General features: G+C 59.3%; 12 protein-coding genes. 2 read left to right on the top strand and 10 right to left on the bottom strand.

The annotated features are described in order from the left end of the window. Positions 1–177: 177 nt before the first annotated feature. The 3 genes from ACRC0P_RS09490 to ACRC0P_RS09480 all read right to left on the bottom strand — a co-directional run bounded on the left by ACRC0P_RS09490 (position 178) and on the right by ACRC0P_RS09480 (position 2745). Positions 178–1281: a phosphoribosylaminoimidazolesuccinocarboxamide synthase gene (locus tag ACRC0P_RS09490; RefSeq protein WP_438630229.1), complete on the bottom strand. Its 1104-nt coding sequence runs from the start codon at positions 1279–1281 to the stop codon at positions 178–180. 83 nt (positions 1282–1364) lie between these two features. Next, positions 1365–2477 (bottom strand): AI-2E family transporter, encoded by a 1113-nt coding sequence (locus tag ACRC0P_RS09485; protein WP_438630227.1) that lies wholly within the window; start codon positions 2475–2477, stop codon positions 1365–1367. A gap of 4 nt (positions 2478–2481) precedes the next feature. Beyond that, positions 2482–2745, bottom strand: coding sequence for a sulfurtransferase TusA family protein (locus ACRC0P_RS09480; RefSeq protein WP_438630225.1), 264 nt, complete (start codon positions 2743–2745; stop codon positions 2482–2484). A 226-nt stretch (positions 2746–2971) separates the two neighbouring features. Between ACRC0P_RS09480 and ACRC0P_RS09475 the strand changes: the two genes are divergently transcribed. Beyond that, on the top strand, positions 2972–4471 hold the full coding sequence (locus tag ACRC0P_RS09475) for a M48 family metalloprotease (protein WP_438630223.1): 1500 nt from the start codon (positions 2972–2974) through the stop codon (positions 4469–4471). Positions 4472–4708: 237 nt separating this feature from the next. Here the strand turns inward: ACRC0P_RS09475 and nadA are convergent, their stop codons facing one another. The 6 genes from nadA to ACRC0P_RS09445 form a co-directional block, all read right to left on the bottom strand. Beyond that, entirely contained in the window at positions 4709–5767 is a 1059-nt protein-coding gene (gene nadA, locus ACRC0P_RS09470; RefSeq protein WP_438630221.1) for a quinolinate synthase NadA, read from the bottom strand. Between the two features lie 647 nt (positions 5768–6414). Further along, positions 6415–6966: a DUF1566 domain-containing protein gene (locus tag ACRC0P_RS09465; RefSeq protein WP_438630219.1), complete on the bottom strand. Its 552-nt coding sequence runs from the start codon at positions 6964–6966 to the stop codon at positions 6415–6417. Then, positions 6963–7853: a DUF1566 domain-containing protein gene (locus tag ACRC0P_RS09460; RefSeq protein ID WP_438630217.1), complete on the bottom strand. Its 891-nt coding sequence runs from the start codon at positions 7851–7853 to the stop codon at positions 6963–6965. The genes ACRC0P_RS09465 and ACRC0P_RS09460 overlap by 4 nt, the downstream gene beginning before the upstream one ends. Before the next feature lie 125 nt (positions 7854–7978). Next, positions 7979–9178 (bottom strand): DUF1552 domain-containing protein, encoded by a 1200-nt coding sequence (locus ACRC0P_RS09455; protein ID WP_438630215.1) that lies wholly within the window; start codon positions 9176–9178, stop codon positions 7979–7981. 139 nt (positions 9179–9317) lie between these two features. Next, entirely contained in the window at positions 9318–13172 is a 3855-nt protein-coding gene (locus tag ACRC0P_RS09450; RefSeq protein WP_438630231.1) for a cellulose binding domain-containing protein, read from the bottom strand. An 872-nt stretch (positions 13173–14044) separates the two neighbouring features. Further along, positions 14045–16777: a TonB-dependent receptor gene (locus tag ACRC0P_RS09445; protein WP_438630213.1), complete on the bottom strand. Its 2733-nt coding sequence runs from the start codon at positions 16775–16777 to the stop codon at positions 14045–14047. A gap of 586 nt (positions 16778–17363) precedes the next feature. Here ACRC0P_RS09445 and ACRC0P_RS09440 point away from each other — a divergent pair. Next, on the top strand, positions 17364–18431 hold the full coding sequence (locus tag ACRC0P_RS09440) for a LacI family DNA-binding transcriptional regulator (RefSeq protein WP_438630211.1): 1068 nt from the start codon (positions 17364–17366) through the stop codon (positions 18429–18431). Here ACRC0P_RS09440 and ACRC0P_RS09435 read toward each other — a convergent pair. After that, entirely contained in the window at positions 18419–19543 is a 1125-nt protein-coding gene (locus ACRC0P_RS09435; protein ID WP_438630209.1) for an ABC transporter ATP-binding protein, read from the bottom strand. The two genes, ACRC0P_RS09440 and ACRC0P_RS09435, sit on opposite strands and share 13 nt — an antisense overlap. Positions 19544–19557 lie beyond the last annotated feature (14 nt).

The following is a 19557-nucleotide window of genomic DNA, read 5'->3' as shown; positions in this document are numbered from 1 at the left end:
TTGTTTTGTCGGAGCGGGCCAGGCCCGCGAGGGGGGTTTGCCGCTAGATCGCGGGCAGGGCCCGCTCCTACAGGGGAAGTCCCGGAGGGTTAGGAATGTTCCGCATTCCCGGGCACAAAAAAACCGGCGCATGCGCCGGTTTTTTGGGAAATTATCCGATCTCAGTCGATCAGGCCCTTAATCAATCAAACCATAGCCGTTGCGCAGTACCTCGATCAGTTCCGCCTTGGGGTTGTCTGAAATCTCCAGTTTCCCGCCGATAATCTTTTCCGCAATTCCCACATAAGTAGCGGAGACATCCATCAGCATGGATGCCGGCAGCTCGTTGTCGCGGGCCAGAGCCTGGCGTTCGGGCATGCGGTCTTTGTTGAGCAGGATATCCGGTTCCGGGAAGTGGTTCAGCAGCGCCTGGCGGAAACCCTCTTTGGAGTTCTCCACTACCTTGCCGGCGCGGTACTGTTCCCCGTCCCAGATACGGGAGGAGTCCGGGGTGCCCACTTCGTCCATATAGATCAGCTTTTCCTCGCCGCCGGCGTCGGTGACGTAGCCGAACTCAAATTTGGTGTCGACGAAGATCTGGTCGAGTTTTTCCAGTTCCTCGGAGATCACGTCGAAACCCTCTTTCAGCAGCTTCTCGTAGAGGTCGATATCGTCGCGGCTGCGGAAGTTGAAAGCCTCGAAATTGGCTTCAATGTTGCCGCGGGTGATGTTGACGTCGTCCGCCTCCGGCACGCCGGGGATGCCCTTGAGCACACCCTTGGTGGAGGGGGTGATCAGCAGTTCCGGCAGCTTCTGGTCCCTCTGCAGGCCGTCGGGAATTTCGATGCCGCAGAATTCGCGCTCGCCCTTGGCGTAGGCGCGCCACATGGAGCCGGTGATGTACTGGCGGGCGATGGCCTCGACCATCACCGGGCGCGCCTTCTGCACTATCCATACCAGCGGGTGGGGAATGTCGAGGATGTGGCTGTCCGCCAGGCCGTTGTCCCGGAACAACTTGAACCAGTGGTTGGAGATGGCGTTCAACGCCGCCCCCTTGCCGGGCACGCCGCGCATGCCGCCCTCACCGGTCCAGATGCAGTCGAACGCGGAGATGCGATCGGAAATCACCATCACCGCCAGCGGCGCATCCGGGGCCACGGGGTAGCCCTTTTCCTGTATCAGGCGGCGGCTGTCGGTCTCGGTTAGCCAGTAGACGGAGCGGACTTTGCCGCTGTGGACGGGCTTGTCGGTGCGAATCGGCAGGTCGTCGTTGACCGCCAGTACTTTGTCGGCAAGGCTCATGGATCTATACCTGTTCAGGGGCTGCCAGAGAGAAAGCGCGGGATTCTAGCAAAAGCTTTCCGGCACAGACAGAGCCCCGCGCTTTATGGCTGATCGCCGCCGGCGTCGCCGTTTTCCGCGATTTCCCTGGCCTCCCATTCGGCCTGGTGACCGGCAGTCGGCCAGGCGTTCATGATTGCCTTCAGCAACGTCGCCAGCGGAATAGCGAAGAAGACGCCCCAGAAGCCCCAAATGCCGCCGAAAAACAGTACCGCGAGAATAATCGCCACCGGGTGCAGGTTGACCGCCTCGGAAAACAACAGCGGCACCAGCACATTGCCGTCGAGCAGTTGGATAATGCCGTAGGCCAGGATCAGGTAGAAGAACTCGCTGCTCCAGCCCCACTGGAACAGCCCGATGGCGGCCACCGGGATGGTCACCACTGCGGCGCCGATATAGGGGATCAACACGCTGAGCCCCACTGCTACCGCCAGCAGCAGCGCGTAGTTGACGCCCAGCATCAGGAAGGCGGCGTAGCTGACCACGGCGACGATGGCGATCTCGATCACCTTGCCGCGCACATAGTTGGCCACCTGGTCGTTCATTTCGTGCCAGATCTGGCGCAGCATGGGCCTGCGATTGGGCAGGAAGGAGACACACCAGTTGACCAGTTTGTCGGAGTCCTTGAGAAAGAAAAACACCAGAATGGGCACCACCACCGCGTAGATCAGCACCGCCGCCAGCACCGGCAGGTTGGTGAGGGAGAAGGTCACCAGGGTCTGGCCCACCGAGCCCAGTTCGCTGCCCAGGGTGTTGAAGATATCGTCGATCTGCTCCGCGGAAACCAGCCGCGGGTAGCGCTCCGGCAGCAGCAGCAGCAGCCGCTGCCCCTGCTCGATCATATTCGGCAGCTCGGCAAACAGCCGCACCAGTTGGCGCCAGATAATCGGCAGCACCACCAGGAACAGGGCGACGATAGTACCCACCAGTACCAGGCAGGCCAGGGTTACCGCCAGCCAGTGGGGCACTTTCCAGGAAACCAGCCGCTGCACCATACCCTGCATCAGGAAGGCGATGATCAGCGCCGCCAGCACCGGGGCCAGTACCTGGCCGAGGGTAGCCAGAACCACCAGAGCCGCCAGCATCAGCAGTACCAGCAGTACTACCTCTTCCTGACTGAAGTAGCGGTTTACCCAGTTTCGGACTATCGTCAGCATAATTTCAGTTGTCTCGTCTTATCCAGTAGCTGAATACCCCGCCCCGCTGCTCCGCGCGCAGCAGCGGCCGGCGGCTCAGTTCGGCGTAGCTGTGGAAGTCCCGCCAGGAACCCGGATCGGTGGCCAGCACGCGCAGCAGCGTGCCGGCGGGCAGTTCGCCCAGGGCCCGGCGCATGGCCAGCAGCGGTTGCGGACAGGCCTGTCCGCGGGTGTCCAGGGTGTACGCGGCATCCCAGTCCACGTTTTGTGTCTGTACAGTTCCGGTCATCGTCTCGGTCGAGAATCGGCAATGCGGCGGATTATAGCCCGGATGTCGTATGAAATGCCGCGCCCCCCGCCTCATCGGGTACAGCCATGGGACCCTAAGTCACAGTTCACAAACAGCAGAACCTTTTCCCCGCCCTCCTGGTCAAAACCTCGACAGCTCGCCGAGGTTCCGTATAGAGTTGTTTAGTGTTAACAGGCCCCTTTCCTTGACCAAGCAGTAGCCACCGATGATCGATCACCAACAGAAGACCACGCGGCATCCCCCTGTCCGCCGGCACCTCGGCAGCGGGCTGGCAACCCTGGGCCTGAGCCTGTTGCTCGGGGGCGCGCCGCTGGCAGCGGTCGCCGATGACGGCCAGATCCTGTTGCCGGAACTGGGCGACAGCAGCAGCGGTGTGGTATCCCGCACCCGGGAGAAGGAACTGGGGCAGATGTGGCTGCGCATGTTCCGCAGCCAGGTGCGCACCTCCAACGACGCGCTATTGCAGCAGTATGTGGAAAATACGGTCAAGAGCCTGTCCGAATACGCCCCACTGGAAGACAAGTCCATCGACGTGGTGGTGGTCAGTAACGACACCATGAACGCCTTCGCGGTGCCCGGCGGCATCATGGGCGTACATACCGGCCTGTTCCTGTTTGCCGAAAACGAAGATCAGTTCGCGTCGGTGATCGCCCACGAACTGGGCCACCTGAGCCAGCGACACTACGCCCGCTCCCTGGAGGCCCAGCGCAACAGTACCATCCCCACCCTCGCCGGTATGCTCGGCGCTCTGGTCCTGGCCGCCACCGCCGGTGGCGACGCCGGTATCGCGGCGATGACCGCCACCCAGGCCGCCGCACTGGACAGCCAGCTGCGCTTCTCCCGCCAGAACGAACAGGAGGCGGACCGGGTGGGCATCGAGACCCTGGCAAAATCCGGCCGCAATCCCGAAGAGGCCGGCGAGATGTTCGAACAAATGCTCAGGGCCACCCGCTACTACCGTCGCCCGCCGGAGTTCCTGCTCACCCACCCGGTGACCGAAAAGCGCATCGCCGACGCCAAGCTCCGCGCCAGCCGCATGCCGGCGGTCAATACCAGCGACAGCCGCGAATACCACCTGATGCGCGCGCGCATCCGCGTGGCCGCCGAGGCCACCCCGCAACAGGCGGTCAAGCGCTTCCAGGCGGAATTGCGCGGTATCAACGACAATGAGGACGCCGCCCGCTACGGCCTGGCGCTGGCGCAGACCGCCGCCGGCAAAATGGACACCGCCCTGGAAACCCTGCAGCCACTGCTGGACAAGGAGCCGGACAAGGCGGCCTTTGTGCTGGCCCGCGCGGATATCGACCTCGCCCGCCAGGATTACAACAGCGCCACCAAACGCCTGCGCAAGGCGCTGGACAGGGATCCCGGCGATCACGCCCTGACCATGGGCCTGGCCAACGCCCACTTCAAGGCGGGCAACTACCTGGCCGCGGAGCGCATCCTCGAGCGGCACAGCCGCGTGCGCAAAAAGGACCCGGCGGTCTGGTACCTGCTGGCGGAGACCCACGGCCTGGCCGGGGACATCGTCGGTGTGCACGAGGCGCGCGCCGAGTACTACATTCTCAACGGTGTCTTCGACAAGGCCCTGCAGCACCTGCGCCACGGCATCCGCATGGCCAAGGACGACTACCAGACCCACGCGATCCTGGAGCAGCGCATGAAGGATGTGATCAAGATGCAGGAAAAGGCGAAGGAGCTTTAATAATGCGGAATGCTGAATGATGAATGCGGAATACGCGGGCCGGCTCATTACCGCCGGGGCGCTTCGCAGCCGCGCGCAGACATCTCCGTCCTCTTGAAGATCAATCGCAGCCTACGAGCCCTGTAGGAGCCTGCTTGCAGGCGAAAGGGCCAGCGCTCCGTAGCTATTCGCTTGCAAGCAAGCTCGTACGGCGCACCGATTCCGCATTCCGCATTCCGCATTCCGCATTCCGCATGATCAGTCCAGCGGCTTGCGGAAATCCAGCATCCGCTGCAGCGGCACCATCGCGCGCCTGCCCAGCTCCGGGTCCACGGAGATCTCGTTGTCCCCCCGCTCCAGCACTCCACACAGGCTCTCCAGCGAGTTCATCGCCATCCACGGGCAACTGGCGCAACTGCGGCAGGTGGCGCCGGCACCGGCGGTGGGGGCGACGATCAGTTCCTTGTCCGGGCACTGCTGCTGCATCTTGTAGAAGATGCCCTGGTCGGTGGCGACGATAAAACGCTTTTCCGGACGGCTTTTCGCCGCGTTGATAATCTGCGAGGTGGAACCCACCACATCCGCCAGCTCCACCACCGCGGCGGGGGATTCCGGGTGCACCAGCACCACCGCGTCCGGGTAGAGCGCTTTCAGGTCCGACACTCCCTTGGCCTTGAACTCCTCGTGCACGATGCAGGCGCCGTCCCACAGCAGCACGTCCGCACCCGTCTCCCGCTGCACATAGCTGCCCAGGTGCTTGTCCGGCGCCCAGAGGATTTTTTCGCCCTGTGCATCCAGGTGGTCCACCACATCCAGGGCGATGCTCGAAGTCACCACCCAGTCCGCGCGCGCCTTTACCGCCGCCGAGGTGTTCGCGTAGACCACCACTGTGCGGTCCGGGTGAGCGTCGCAGAAAGCGGAAAACTCCTCCGGCGGGCAGCCCAGGTCCAGGGAACAGGTGGCTTCCAGGGTGGGCATCAGTACGCGCTTGTGGGGGGTGAGGATCTTGGCGGTCTCGCCCATGAATTTCACCCCGGCGACAATCAGCGTATCCGCCTGGTGCTCGGCGCCGAACCGGGCCATCTCAAGGGAGTCGGATACACAGCCGCCGGTTTCCTCGGCCAGGGCCTGGATCAGCGGGTCCGTATAGTAGTGGGCCACCAGCACCGCGTTCTGCTCTTTCAGCAGGCGCTTGATACGCTCGCGCCACAGCTCCAACTCCTCTTCGCTGTACTGGTGCACAGCCGGTTCCGCCAGGTGCTCCTGTACCAGTGCGCGGGGATCAACAGCCTCTGCGAGAACTAATTTCTGGCTCATGACTACCTATCAGTTGCGGAAAAACGCGCATTATAGCGTTATCGCGGCGCTTCGGCTTTCATCGCTACCGGCAGCCTGGCGTGACCAGGAGGTCACCATCCGTCGGCCCCAAAGATGTCGCCGGGGCCGGGATCACGCGCCCGGGTGCCGGCCCTGGGCCCAAGATGGAATTGTTGTATCGCTGTGTCAACGATGTGAGCGCCGATTGGCAGTACCGAGGTGGCGGCCCGGTAGTCGACGATGCCGCTGGAGGGTACGAGGATAGCCGCCATCCCGGTGATATTGGGTTCGCGCTCTTGCAGCTCCGCGGCGCTCAGCCAATAGCGCTCCAGGCCATTGGCTTGGTGCGCTCCCCCAGCGCCTTCATGTGTTCCATTTCCAGCGCGTTGGTGGCAACCAGCAGTTTGCCGCACTCCAGTTACGGGATGCCGTGGCGGTCGCAGAAGGCCTTGGCGGCATGGTTGCCCTCCAGGCAGAACTTTGCCTTACCGCAATCGTGCGCGCTGCCAGGCCTGTGGACGAATAAGCCGGTAAAATGCGTATGAGAAGGCGATGCTGTTTACTTAAGCGGAAAATCCGAAAGCCCCTGTAGGATGGGCACGTCGCTTCGCTCCTTTGCCCATCCTACAAGCTTCACTTAGTGCCATTCAGCTGTCACCGTCGCGCACCAGGCGAACGGCTTTCGGCTTTGTCCGTTCGCCGTAAGTAAAAGCGCCGGTTTCAAAATCGACATGCCATGAGTAATGCGTATGAAAATGGGCCGGCGACGAAGACCAGACATCCGCAGAGGCCGCGTTGGGAAAAACCGCCAGGTTGATCGCGGGGCCGACGCATTGCAGTTCGATCAACGTACCCAGCTCGCGGATATTCGGCAGGCGCCAGTCCGTGTGGCCGGCGAAACCGCCCTCGCTATTGACTGTCGGTACATAGGCCAGCGCCTCGGCCCAGGTCAATTCCAGGGGCTCACCCTCGTCACAGGCTTTGCCCGCGGCACCCTCCAGGCAGGCGCGCCACATCAACCCCGTCTCCGTATCGACAATCGAGCCGTCGTCCTGTTGCCGGTAGCGCGAGGACGGCGCCGTCGCCGCGATATGCTCGGTTTTGCAATGTTGACCGGTCTGCGCCTGGGAGACCGGCGCCAGCAACAGCAACAGCAATCCCGCTTTCTGCACCATGCCGATCATTCTACAGTCGATCATTCCGCCCCCGTATTCCAGTCGATTTTATCGGGGCCGGCATTCCAGTCCCTGACCAGCCTCACATGGCGGCCGTTATTGCGCGGCATCGGCGCGGAATAGCCGAACTGAAAATTGACTGCCCAGGCCCTTTCCTCCAATTTCGCGTCGGGTGAATGGCTCCAGTAAAACCCGCCTTTGGCATTGGGGAAATAGGCAGCATCAACAGCCGGGGAACTGCGCCCGAAGTTCACCAGGGAGGCTAACTCCGTCAGGGTCGGCACACGCCAGTCATTGAAGCCGCACAGGCCCTGCCGGTTGATGCGGCTGACGAATTCCTCGATGTTGCAATAGGTGGCGGGCTGGCCTTCGACGTATCCCGTACATTGAGCGTAGCGGCTGTTCCAGTCGCCGATGGCGCCGCCGTTGACGCCCCTTTTCGGGTTATACCAGGTGTACACGTCGTCTGCATCGTGCAGCCCCCGGTTGCCGTAAACGCCGTCGCCCGGCTGCTTGACCTCCCAGGCCAGGCCCGTGATTTCATCCAGCACGCAGTGCCAGGTTTGCGCGTCTGCGGACAGCGCCTGACCCTTCTCGCCGATCTTACGAAAGACAAACCCCGCCGCGCCGTCGGCATCGTTGCCGGCGCTGACGTCCCTGCCGCGCTTGCAGTCCTGCTGGCTCAGGATGTCCCCCTTGATCACTTCCTTCCCGGGCAGTGACTCAAGGTCGACAGCTGCGTTGCAATTGTCGTTGACACCTCTGGGATAACCCGCGCTCCAGGTTATGCCCGTGTCGTTGAGCCTGCTCTGCGGCGAAGAAAGGTCCCCGTCGGATTTTGAGCATCCGCCCTGGCAGGCAATCGCAAAAGCCAGTGCGCTGACTTGTGTGAATTTATTCCTGAGTACCATGTCGACTTCAGTCCGTAGGGCGGATAAGCGTCAAGCGCATCCGCCGACTGGGTTGGTGGATGCGCTTGGCGCTTATCCACCCTACGATTTTCCCGGGTCCCGGGTCTCGGGTCCCGGGTCCCGAGTCAAGTCAACACCCCCGGAATCACTTCGCTCGCATAGCCCTGGTATGCCGGATGTTGATCGGCCTGCAGGGCTACTGCCGCGGTGTGTATCTGGTGCAGAGGGGTATAAGCGGCGCTCCCGGCATTCGACACGCCGCGCTGGATCGCTCCGCCGCCGCCGGCCATGATCAGCGGAATGTCGTTGTTGCCGTGCGCATCGCCGTTGCCCATGTCGGTTACCTCGCAGACGATGGTGCTGTCGAGCAATCCCCGGTCTCTCAACCGGCCGATCAGGTAAGCCGACAGGCTGCTCAGATGTGCCCGCGTCTCCCGGTAGAAGGGGTAGGTCGGATCGCCGCCGTTGCCGCCGTGTATCGACGAATGATAAGTGTCCTTGAAATCCAAATAGGGCATGGAAAACTCGGCGCCGTCGTTGCCCAGCCCCAGCGAACAGGAGGCGGTCAGGTTGCACTGCAGGGCCAGCGCGATGATATCCGCCTGCAGTTCCGCCTGTTGTTGAAAAGTGGAAAATTCAATCGGGAATTCGGTGGGGGCGGAAGCGGCATCGCAAGACATCCCGCCACCGGCCATATCCTGCAGGCGCTGCTGGGTTTCTTCGATGGCCGTTAAATGGGAATCCAGGCGCTGCTGTTCGTATGTACCCAGTTTCGTTTTCAGGGCATTGACCGCCTCCAGGTGCGCGTCCACCGCGTTCAGTTTGGGGTCGGCGCCACCACCGGGTTGCAGATTGCCGAACAACCGGTTGAACGCATTGAACGGGTTGTCTTCAAACGGCACTTCCGAGCCGTTGTCTTTGGTCAAGGTCCCGTTGCCATTGCTGTGTACACCCAGGTTGACGTAGGTGAAAGGCAGGTTCCCGCCGAGGATTCTGCCCATGTTGACGTCAAAACTGTCGCCACCCCAACTGTTGTTGATGATGGTCGGCATCACGCCGTGCCCGCCGCGATGATGGCTCATGCTCCTCAGAAAGTTGCACTCGCTGGCGACGGAGCTGTAGGGCTGGGACATCTCCCCGAAACTGGTCAGATCGCTGTTCGGAAACCAGTGCTCGGGCAGCGCGCCGTCGGGCACGTAAATGACGACCGACTTGTTGGGGCCGGTCTGCGCCTCGGCCCAGCGGGAGACCATCATGCCGGTTACCAGCGGCGAGGCCCGCATCAGCCCCTTGGTAATACCTGCGGCGGCAAAGACTTTCAGCAAATCTCTGCGCCTTTTGTCAAACACGTTTTTGTATCGCTTTGCCATGACCTGAACCTTTATCGTTTTACACACATAATCGAATCAAGTGCCGAGTTGAGCCGGGCGGCCGCGCCGGCAAGCGCGGCCTCGGACTCACGCGTCAACGCAGCCACTCTTTGCGGTAACGCACCGCTTCCAGTGTGCTCATATTCTCAAGCATTGTCCGGGGACTTTGCTGCACGAGGGTATCGGTCATATCCAGAATCGTGCAGGTGTAACCGTCCTCCTCGACCGGATCGAGTTCCCGTCCCTGCGGATTGGTCTTGTCGATACTGTCGTGCCCGACGCCGAGCATATAGCGGAACATATTCTTCGATACACAGGACTGTGCGCTGGGCAGGGTTGCCAGTACCTGGCCCAGTCCCCGGGCACCGTCGAAGGCGATCCACTCGCCCCGATTGCTTAAAACGTCGGGTGCATACAATTGCCCACTGGCGTCGATCAGGTTGCCGTTCATATCGACGCTGCGCGGGTTGCCGACCGAGTCGAAGTCCTCCATGCCGCCGCCGAGCGGGTTGATCCACTCCTGGTGGCAGTTCAGGCAGGGCGCGACGGACGTCAGGGCCTCGTATTTCATGCGGTTGGTGGTCGCCGGGTCGCTGATAAGGTCCGACAATTCCTCCAGGCGCTCCGCGCGACTTTCCGCGATACCGGCGGGCGGATCGGGTTGGTCCTGGCACAACATGCGGCGGCGCACCCGCACCGAACGCCGGATCGGCGAGGTCTCGAGACGCTCGGCCCAGCGCGCCATAAACGCGCCGCTGGTGAGGATACCGCCGCGATCGCTGGTGTTGACCCGCTGGAACGCATCGCCCGAGACACCGCCGATGCCGTAGTGCTGCGCCAGCGGCCCGTTGACGAAGGTCCAGTTCGCGTCGTAGAGCGAGGCGAACGACTCGTTACCATTCAACATGACCTCCGCGAACACTTCGCGGATTTCCTGCTCCATGTGCGGGGCCACGTTCTCGAAGTTGGGCCAGGCAGTCGCATCCTTCGGTGAATTTTCAAGATTGTCGGTATCCAGCCAACTGCCGACGAAGCTGCCCATGGTTTCCCTGGCCTCGGACATGTTCAACAACCGCTGCGCTTCCTGCCGGATCTGGGCCGGGTCGCGCAACTGGTCGTTGGCCGCCTTCTGCAGCGCGGTGTCGTCAGGCGTGGAACCGGCGAACGAATAGCTCAACCAAGTGGCCATTTCATATGAGGTCAACTCGAAGGAATCGGGATCGATCTCGCTGTTAGCCGGATTCGACTCGCCCAACTCGTGGCGGTACAGGAACTGCGGCGAGGACAGCATCGCCGTCAACGCCAGCTGGATGCCCGAGTGCACGTCGCCCTCAGTGAAGCTGCCATTTGCCATTTGCGTGTAGGCCGAAACCTCCTGACTGTCCAGCGGACGGCGGAACACTTTCGGCGCAAACTCGCCGATAAACTGGTCGACGCAGCTCTGGTTGAACGAGTCGCAGCTTAGCGCGGGCGAGAAATCGCGGCTTGCCGACCATGCAGCAATTTCCTCGGCCACCGTCAGGTAGCGGTCATAGGTACCGGTTACGACCGACGAATGGGCATTGTTGATGAAGTAGCCGACCCGACTGTCTTCAGCCAGCCCGCCGGAGGCTGCGAAATCGACCCCCAGCAGATCCTCAACCGTTTTCTGGTATTCGGACCGCGTCAGAATCTTCAGTTGACGGGCGCCGTAGCGGACGACACTGCAATTGGGCGGCTCCTGATCCTCCCAAAAGGTATCGGCGATATAGTTGCCGACCTTCTCCGCGCAGTCCGCGCCGCAGACGGACGGTTGGTCCTGGGGCATCGAGTCCTCGATAAACCCGATCATGAAATCCAGGTCCTGCGGCTCGTTCAGTGGTATGCCCACCGAACCTCCGTCGGCCGCGAATCCGTGGCAGTCCGCGCAGACAGCGCTATAGATCTCGGCGCCGTTCATATTACCCGTATCGATGGGGCCGCCACTGGAGGAACTGTTGGACGACGAGCTGGAGCTGCTGGACGACGAGCTGGAACTGCTGCTCGATGAGCCGCCCGGGCCGCTGCAGTCCGGCACGACGAAACTGCCGTCGTGGCCGCCCTGTAAACCGAACGAAGCACTTCCGCCGGGCGAGAGGCTGCCGTTCCAGCCGACGTCGCCGGCCGTGACCGTGTTGCCCGAGACGCTCAGGTCCACGTTCCAGCTGCCGGTGACTTGCGGCGGTTCACTGAACTGAAGCGCGATCTCCCAACCGCTCACCGCGTTGTTGCCGCCGTTGGTTACGGTGACATCCAACTGGTAGCCGCTGTTCCAGATATTCTGACCGGTAATCGAGCAGGACACACCACCATCGTCACTGCCGCCGCTGGACGAGTTGCTCGAGCTCGAGCTGCTTGTACTTGAACTGCTGCTGCTCGATGACGAACTGCTGCTCGACGACGAGCTGGAGCTGCTGGAACTATTGCCCCCCTCCGCAACTATCTGGTGCAGCGTGCCTCCGATAATATCCACCAGGTAAACTTCGCCGCTGTTGGACTGGCCGAACGAGGCGATGCCCATAGTCGTATCCGCCAGTTCGTACATGGCATCGGTGTAGGCCCAGACCCTGCCGCTCCGGTAATCGCCGAAGATGTAGGCACCGCCCATGCCGGCGATTTGCGACCCGCGATAGACGTAACCGCCAGTGATCGACTGCCCCTGGTCGTGATCGTATTCGAACAGGGGATCGTCGTAGGGGCCGCTGCTGTTGCAGCTGTTGGAGGTGGCGTGGAAACCCTCCCGGCAGCGCCAGCCGTAGTTGCCGCCGTTTTCGATAATATTGACTTCCTCGTACAGCGCCTGGCCGACGTCGGCCAGCCACAAGTCGCCGGTAAACTTGTCGAAGCTCCAGCGCCAGGGGTTTCTCAGGCCATAGGCGTAGATCTCCGGCAGGCCGCCACCGCCCGCGAAGGGGTTGTCCGGGGGAATGCTGTACGGCGAACCGCTGTCGACGTCGATCCTGAGCATGGAACCGTGCCAGGTGCTGGTATCCTGGCCGTTGGCTTGTGGGTCGTTTGCCGAACCTCCGTCGCCGAAGCCGATATACAGGTAACCGTCGGCCCCGAACGCGATATTGCCGCCGTTGTGGTTGGCGAAAGGCTGCTGCAGGGTGAGGATGTCCTGGCGCGAACTGGCGTTCAGGCTGGCTCCGCCCGGGTTCTCTGTATACCGCGAGATCACCGACATCATCTGGCCCGAGCCCGGCACGGTAAACGACAGGTACACCACGCCGTTGGACTGATAATCGGGATGGAAGGCCATCCCCAGCACGCCGCCCTCGCTCCTGGTATCGACCACCCCGGACAGGTCCAGGTAGGTGTTCTTGGTGGAAGTGAAGTTATCGGTGGCGTCAATCCAGTAGACCACCCCGGTTTTCTCCAGCACGTACCAGCGCGAATCGTCGCCCGGCGCCTGCATCAAGCCGAGCGGCTGAGTGAAGGTCAGGTTCGGGAATACCCGATCGACTTCCACCGCCGGCGGCGGGCCACTGGGGCCACCGCTGCTCGAGGAACTGGAGCTGCTTGATGAAGAGCTGCTGCTGGAAGAGCTGGAACTCGACGACGAGCTCGAACTGGAACTGCTGCTCGAAGAACTCGAACTGGAGCCGCTGCCCCCATCGCAAACCGAGCCGGTCACAACTGGCGTCGCGGCGCTGGACGAGCCATTGCTCACCTGCATGCCAAACTCGACAGACTGTCCCGGCTGGATGTTGCCGTTCCACGACAAGCTGCTCGCCGTATACGGATTACTGCCCGACAGGTTCGCATTCCAACTGCCGGTCACGACGGTGCCGTCGCCGTATTCCCAGTTGACCTCCCAGCCATCGATGGCACTGGAGCCGTCGTTGGTGATGCGGATACCGGCCTGCGCGCCCGAGCCCCAATCGTTGACCACGATGTACTCACAGGTCGCTGCGGCCGCTGCCTGCATCGAACCCCAGACGCACAAGAACAGAAATAATGATGAGATTTTCAAAGGGGGGGTTTTCATTATTGTTTCCTGCACCAACAAAGTGTAAATGGATGCCACCGTCTCCCGGTGGCCCTACTTGGGAATTCCCGGGGATTTGACACTGTGGCGTAGAGACAGCCGGCCGGATACCGACAACTTCGCTCTACCAGCATGAGGTGCGGAAAATAGCTGTGGGGTGCTGGCTGCTTCTGAAACAGCTCGGTACCCTCTTTTTTTTTATCTCTTATTCGCGTTTATTTTTATTCTCAGCTCATGCCCGGGCGTCGCTTCTGGATATTGAAGCTCAACGCTGTGCCCACCAAGCCGGGCTGCGGAGTAATGTAATCGGTTTCATTTTGATCTACAAGCACCACAATGGAACTTGGCGCTGCTTTCTTCTTTACCGCCGCGGACGGGAAAATTTCATGAAAATCAATCAAGTAGGTGGGAATGGAAACAGCCGGGCAAAATTCCGGGTTGGGATAGGCGTCAGCGGGCGGACCGGGTGTTGTAGATTAGGCCGGTTGTAACCGCTTACTCAGGATTGGGTGAGCGCGATTTGATCAATTCTCTCAGATCGATCCAGGCAATGGCGTCCTCTTCCACATCACCTTGCTCGATCATCACGCCATAAATCCATCAAAAAAAGGGCACCTCTAGAATTCTGAATTCCCGTACCGGATCAAGTCCGGCATGACGCTCCTGCGCGGGAATGACGATTTCGAGAGGTGCCCTTTAGGGATGATTCCTTAATTCCCTTTGGGGCGAGAGCGGGCCGGCTCAAGAAAGCTCATACCGGCCCGCAATATTTAAAACTTATAGCTTGCCCCAGGTAGTAGGTGGTACCGCTGCTAGAAATTATACTGAGCGTTCAAAAACCAGGTGGAACCAAAGGTGGCGACGGATTGCAGGCGCGACGACTCGAAACGGGTTCCCCGCTCGTAGTCACCATTAACATTGATGCCTTCCAGAGAGAGTTTCAAACCCTCATCGAATGCATAGGCTAGCGAAACATCTATCTGATTTCTCGCATCCAGTCTACTCCCCGGATCTGGCACTATCTCACTGCTCGGGGCGTAGCTGTCTCCGGAGAAACTATTCTCGATGCTGTATTCGCTGCGATGGTTCAGGGCCACACGGCCCGAGAAACCGCCATTTTCATAGTAAGCGATGAAGTTGTAAGTATCCTCCGAGGAACCGAGCAGTGGCTGCTTTTCATCCGGGTTGTCCGCATCCAGCACTGTGTAGTTGGCAATCAGCCCCAAACCATCGAACGGCGCCGGCAGGAAGTCGAACGACTGGTTATAGGCCAGCTCCACACCGTTGATTTTCAATACGCCGTCGGTGGTGCGGTTACGTATGATGTTGTAAATATTACCGTCATCACCCACACATTCCCCCGTAGCGCTATCTGCCGAAACGTCGGCCAGGGCAAAGTCCGAAGGGCAAACCGTTTCACTGGCGATCTGGTTTTCGACGTCTTTGCGGAAGTAGGCCAGGCTCACGGCGCTGGACTCACTGAAATACCATTCAGCGCTTAAATCGAACTGGTCGGCGGTCAATGCCGGCAGGTCGAATGAGCCTTCCTCTACTGTGATAATAGTATCGGTACCATCGTCCGTCGCCGCTATCGAGCGACCGAAAGTAGCGGTGTCTCCTATGATGGGCCTGACCAGAACCCGACCCGCCGCGGCTCTGAGTATGACGTCCTCGGTCAAGTCATAGGCCAGGTTCAGGCTGGGCAACCAGTTGTCGTAGTCGAAGCTGGTACTGGTAGGCACGCCAGAATCGCCGCCAATATCGGTAAAAGCCCCTGTGGTAACCTGAATACCGCCATCGAAATTGACGGTGTCTATGTCGCGATTGGTGCGAGCGTAGCGCAGGCCGGCATTACCACGCAGATCGCCCACCTCAAAATCCAACTGCCCATAGACAGTGAAAATATCACGATCGATCTCGAAAAAGGAGTCCTCCGAGAAGTTACCCTCTATGGTGTGTCCGGAAGCATCAAAAGAAGCGAGGTAAGCATCGACATCCGGGAGTACATAGTTAAGAGACAAACCGGGGAATTCACCGCCGGTAAAATCTTTAACAACGACGTTGGCATCGGCCACAGTAGGGAAAGGCGCATTCACCACGTCTTCGTCGTGATAATTCCGATCGAAACGGGTAGATTCCGTATCCAGTGTTTGAGCACGATGTTTGATACCCGCCTTCAGGCTCCGCAACATACCAGTATCGAAGGTATATTCCAGGTCAAATTGAATAGCTAATTCATCGGTCTCAAACGTTTCAACTTTGCCGGCGATGTCGTTGCGAAAGAGATTATCCACCGCCCAGGAATCCGGATCGGAGACCGGGTTGAGGCCGTTGGAAATAAACGCCGGGTTGCTGGTGTCCATATCCACCCGCAGATCCGAGCGGATGCCCAGCACTATGGCTCGTTCCACTTTGTCCATGCTGCCGGCGGTATAGTGCAGCACCCCCTTGGTCTTGAGGTTATCGCTGATGACCCAATCAGCTTGTCCGGTGAATGCCTTGCTGGCCCGGTCTTCGGTTTGCAGTGTGTGGTTGGCCTCGACACGAATGTTCTCCGCCAGAACCTGATCGACCGTGGCACCGGTTTGACCGAGCAGGGTAATGGAAGGTGCGGGGTCACCGCCGCCGAACAGCGGCACCAACTGCTGAAAGTTGATCTTGCGGTCATCGTCAGCCAGGATGGCGGTGAAGTTCAATTCCAGATCGTCATTAACGAAGTACTGGACCGCACCGTTGAACAGCAGGCGCTCGGTATTCCCATCTTCACGCCGCAACCTCGGCCGGTTGGTGCGCTCCACCGGAATGCCGGAGGCCGTGAAATCGCTCTCACCGTCTCCGTCCGCGTCGATATCGGTAAAGCGCTGGCTGTACATCAAATCGTAGCGTGTATCCAACTCCTGGTAACCGACATTGAACAACACACCCAAACGGTCATTCAGTTGATCGATGTAGGTAAAACTGCCCCCCGGAGTGGTGGAGTTCCGGTCCCCTGACCTGATGCCAGTCACTTTCAGGAGTCTTTTTGTTTCGTTAAAGCCCAAGGGTTTGGCAGTCCCGATATTCACTGTACCGGACAGCCCGCCTTCGTCCACAGAGGCGCTGGGGGTTTTGAATACCTGGATATTCGAAGCCAGTTCCGATTGCACAATATCGTAGCGAAACCCCTCGTCGAACTGAGCGCTGGCAAAGGCCTGGCCGTTAACGGTGGTGGCCGCATATTCCGGGCCCAACCCCCGAATGCTGATTAAGGCGCCCCGGCCGTTGGAACGCTGAATCTGAATGCCCGGAATACGCTGAATCGACTCGGCGATGTTTTCATCCGGCAGGCTGGCGATATCATCGGCGGATATCGCATCCGAGACGCCGACTTCCGTACGTTTCATGTCCAGTGCTTTGGTAACACTGCTGCGAATGCCTGTGACTACAATCTCTTCGAGCGTGCTGTCTTGAGCCAGCGTGGGAAAAGCCTGCGCCATGACGACCGCTCCCACACAGGCACTCAGCATCCCGGATTTACTCAAGCTAAAAGGGATATGTCTGTTCATCTCGTTCCAACTCTCCTTACAGTATTATTTTCCGGTCATTCTTATTGATTGATCTACTGCTTAATCTACTGCCAACATCTTTAAAGCAGATGCTTGGGAGCGCACGCTTGTGACACCGGTATCAGCCCTTGCTGAATACAAACTCCTTCTAACCTTTTCCCCATGATCATCGCTATTGAACACCACCTAACACCACCCAACATCAGCAGTGTGAGCTCCAAGTCAATTGGTCAAACCGCTTGACCAAACCTCACAATGCCGACGCTATCCCTTCTAGCAGGACATGTCAACCTGTTTTATCGCAAACAAGAGGAAATTTGATGCATGCCCCTTAACGGATACCTTTTTGTATTCATACGGCCTAAGTTTTTGATTTATAAGGAAATCAGTTATATCACGCAATAAAGGGACGATTCTGGAAAGATCTCGGCATGAATGAATTCCTACTAGGGCACCGATGCCTGAAAGGCTCCGAAACCGGGCTAAACCTAAATAGTAATTAGGTATTACTAAATCAAGTTGTGACATCGGTGTCATTGGGATACTATTCTAATTAAACAGGGACAAAGTTTCAGTCAATACCGGGATGAAAGCCACCATTAACGATATCGCCCGCCTGGCGGGGGTGTCCAAGAAAACCGTTTCCAGGGTAATCAACAACGAGTCCAATGTAGGGACCGCCACCCGGGAGCGGGTCCAGAAAGTCATTGACAAGCTGAAATACTCGCCGGACCCTCAAGCCCGGGGGCTGGCATCCAGGCGCTCCTTTCTGCTAGCACTGGTTTACGACAATCCCAACGCCTCATTTATTACCGAGGCCATGTACGGTGTGCTGGATCACTGCCGCCCCAAAGGCTATGAACTGGTTGTTCACCCCTGCGAAGTCACCAATGAACGGGTAGTGGACGATGTTCTCGATTTCGTTAATCGCCTGAAAATCGACGGCGTGATACTGCTGCCGCCGCTTTCTGAATCGGGAAGCCTGGTTGCCGGACTCAAAGCAATGGACTGCAATTATGTACGACTGCTATCGGTCGTCGAGGACGAACCGGCCCATATTATTCGTTTCAATGACCGCGCAGCCGTGGCCGTGGTTGCCGATCATTTTGTGGCGCTCGGCCATTCAAACATCGGCTTTATCCAGGGACCTGAGACCTCCCAGTCCGCATCGGAACGGTATGAAGGGTTTCGCACTGCCCTGACAGCCCACGGCATCGATTTACCCGTCAGCCGGATTGCCAAAGGGGCTTATACCTTCCAGTCCGGTGTTGAGGGCGCGGAATGGCTGTTGAATTCCCCGGAGCCGCCCACTGCCATTTTCGCCAGCAACGATGAGATGGCCATGGGGGTCATCGTGGCTGCAAAAAAAATGGGATTCCAAGTCCCTTCCGATCTGACAGTTGCCGGGTTTGACGACAGCCCCCACGCCTCTGAAATCTGGCCCGCATTAACCACCGTCAATCTTCAGGTAAGGCGAATGGGAAGCCTGGCGACCGAAAAACTGCTGTATTTGTGCGACCGGGATGCCGATAAGGCGGCCAGCGTTCAACATGAGCTGACTCCCAAATTCATCCAGCGCCAGTCCACCGCCCCTCCTCGTGGATACAAACAGCATAAAGGCCAGAGGAAAACTTCCCCTCCCTACGCTGTATGACAGGCAGTTGAGGCCGTTTTTGTTGGCATACCTGTGATGCTAAAACGGGCACCCCGTGCATCGAACAAGTGGCACCATTCGGTATCGATCTCGATAGTCACATTTGCGCCCATGTCTACATGAAAGTCACCCTCCACTCGCACCACGATCGGCCGATGATCACACTCCAGGTGCAGGTAGGTCTCCGCCCCCAAGCGTTCAACCAGCGCCACTTTCAGCGTCAAGCCCTGAGGCGTGGCACTGTCAGCAACCCGAATATGTTCGGGCCTGATACCCAGCTGCAGGGCGTCTCCCTGCTCCACCCGGTAATCCCCCCGAAACGACAGCACACTGTCCTGAACGTTAACCGCTATACCATCCGCACTCCTTGACTTCACCACAGCGGGCATCATGTTCATCCTGGGCGAGCCGATAAACTCAGCCACAAAGGTGTTTTCCGGTTTTCTATACAGGTCAATCGGATCCCCCACCTGGGAGACCAGGCCCTGGTTCAGCACCACAATCTTTTCCGCCATGGTCATGGCTTCCACCTGGTCATGGGTGACATAGATAATGGTGGAACCGAATTCCTGGTGCAGTTTCTGGATCTCGGCGCGCATCTGCACCCGCAGCATTGCATCCAGGTTGGAAAGGGGTTCGTCGAAAAGAATAACCTCAGGGCGCTTGGCAATGGCACGCCCAATGGCCACCCGCTGGCGCTGGCCGCCGGAAAGCTGCGCCGGCTTTCTCGGCAGCAAATCTTCTAGGTGCAATATTTCCGCCACCTCCTTGACGCGCTTGCGAATTTCCGGCTTCGGGACTTTTTGCAGGCTGAGCCCGAAACCGATATTCTCAGCCACCGTCATATGGGGGTAGAGTGCATAGGACTGGAACACCATGGCGATGCCCCGCTTGTCCGGGGGGATATGGTTCATCAGCTGGCCGCCGAGCCTGAATTCTCCGGCCGTGATTTCCTCGAGGCCCGCCACCATCCGCAGCAGCGTCGACTTTCCGCAGCCGCTGGGCCCAACGAAAACGGCAAACTCGCCCTGCTCGATAGTAATATCAACACCCTTGATAATGTCGACATCACCGTAGCTTTTCCTAACCCCTTTCAGTTCGATTTGAGACATATGATCACTTCCAA

Origin of the sequence: Microbulbifer sp., assembly GCF_051659245.1 — a bacterium.
Lineage (GTDB): Bacteria > Pseudomonadota > Gammaproteobacteria > Pseudomonadales > Cellvibrionaceae > Microbulbifer.
Note: the sequence above shows the minus strand (reverse complement) of the source record. Positions and strands in the feature narration are given on the sequence as shown.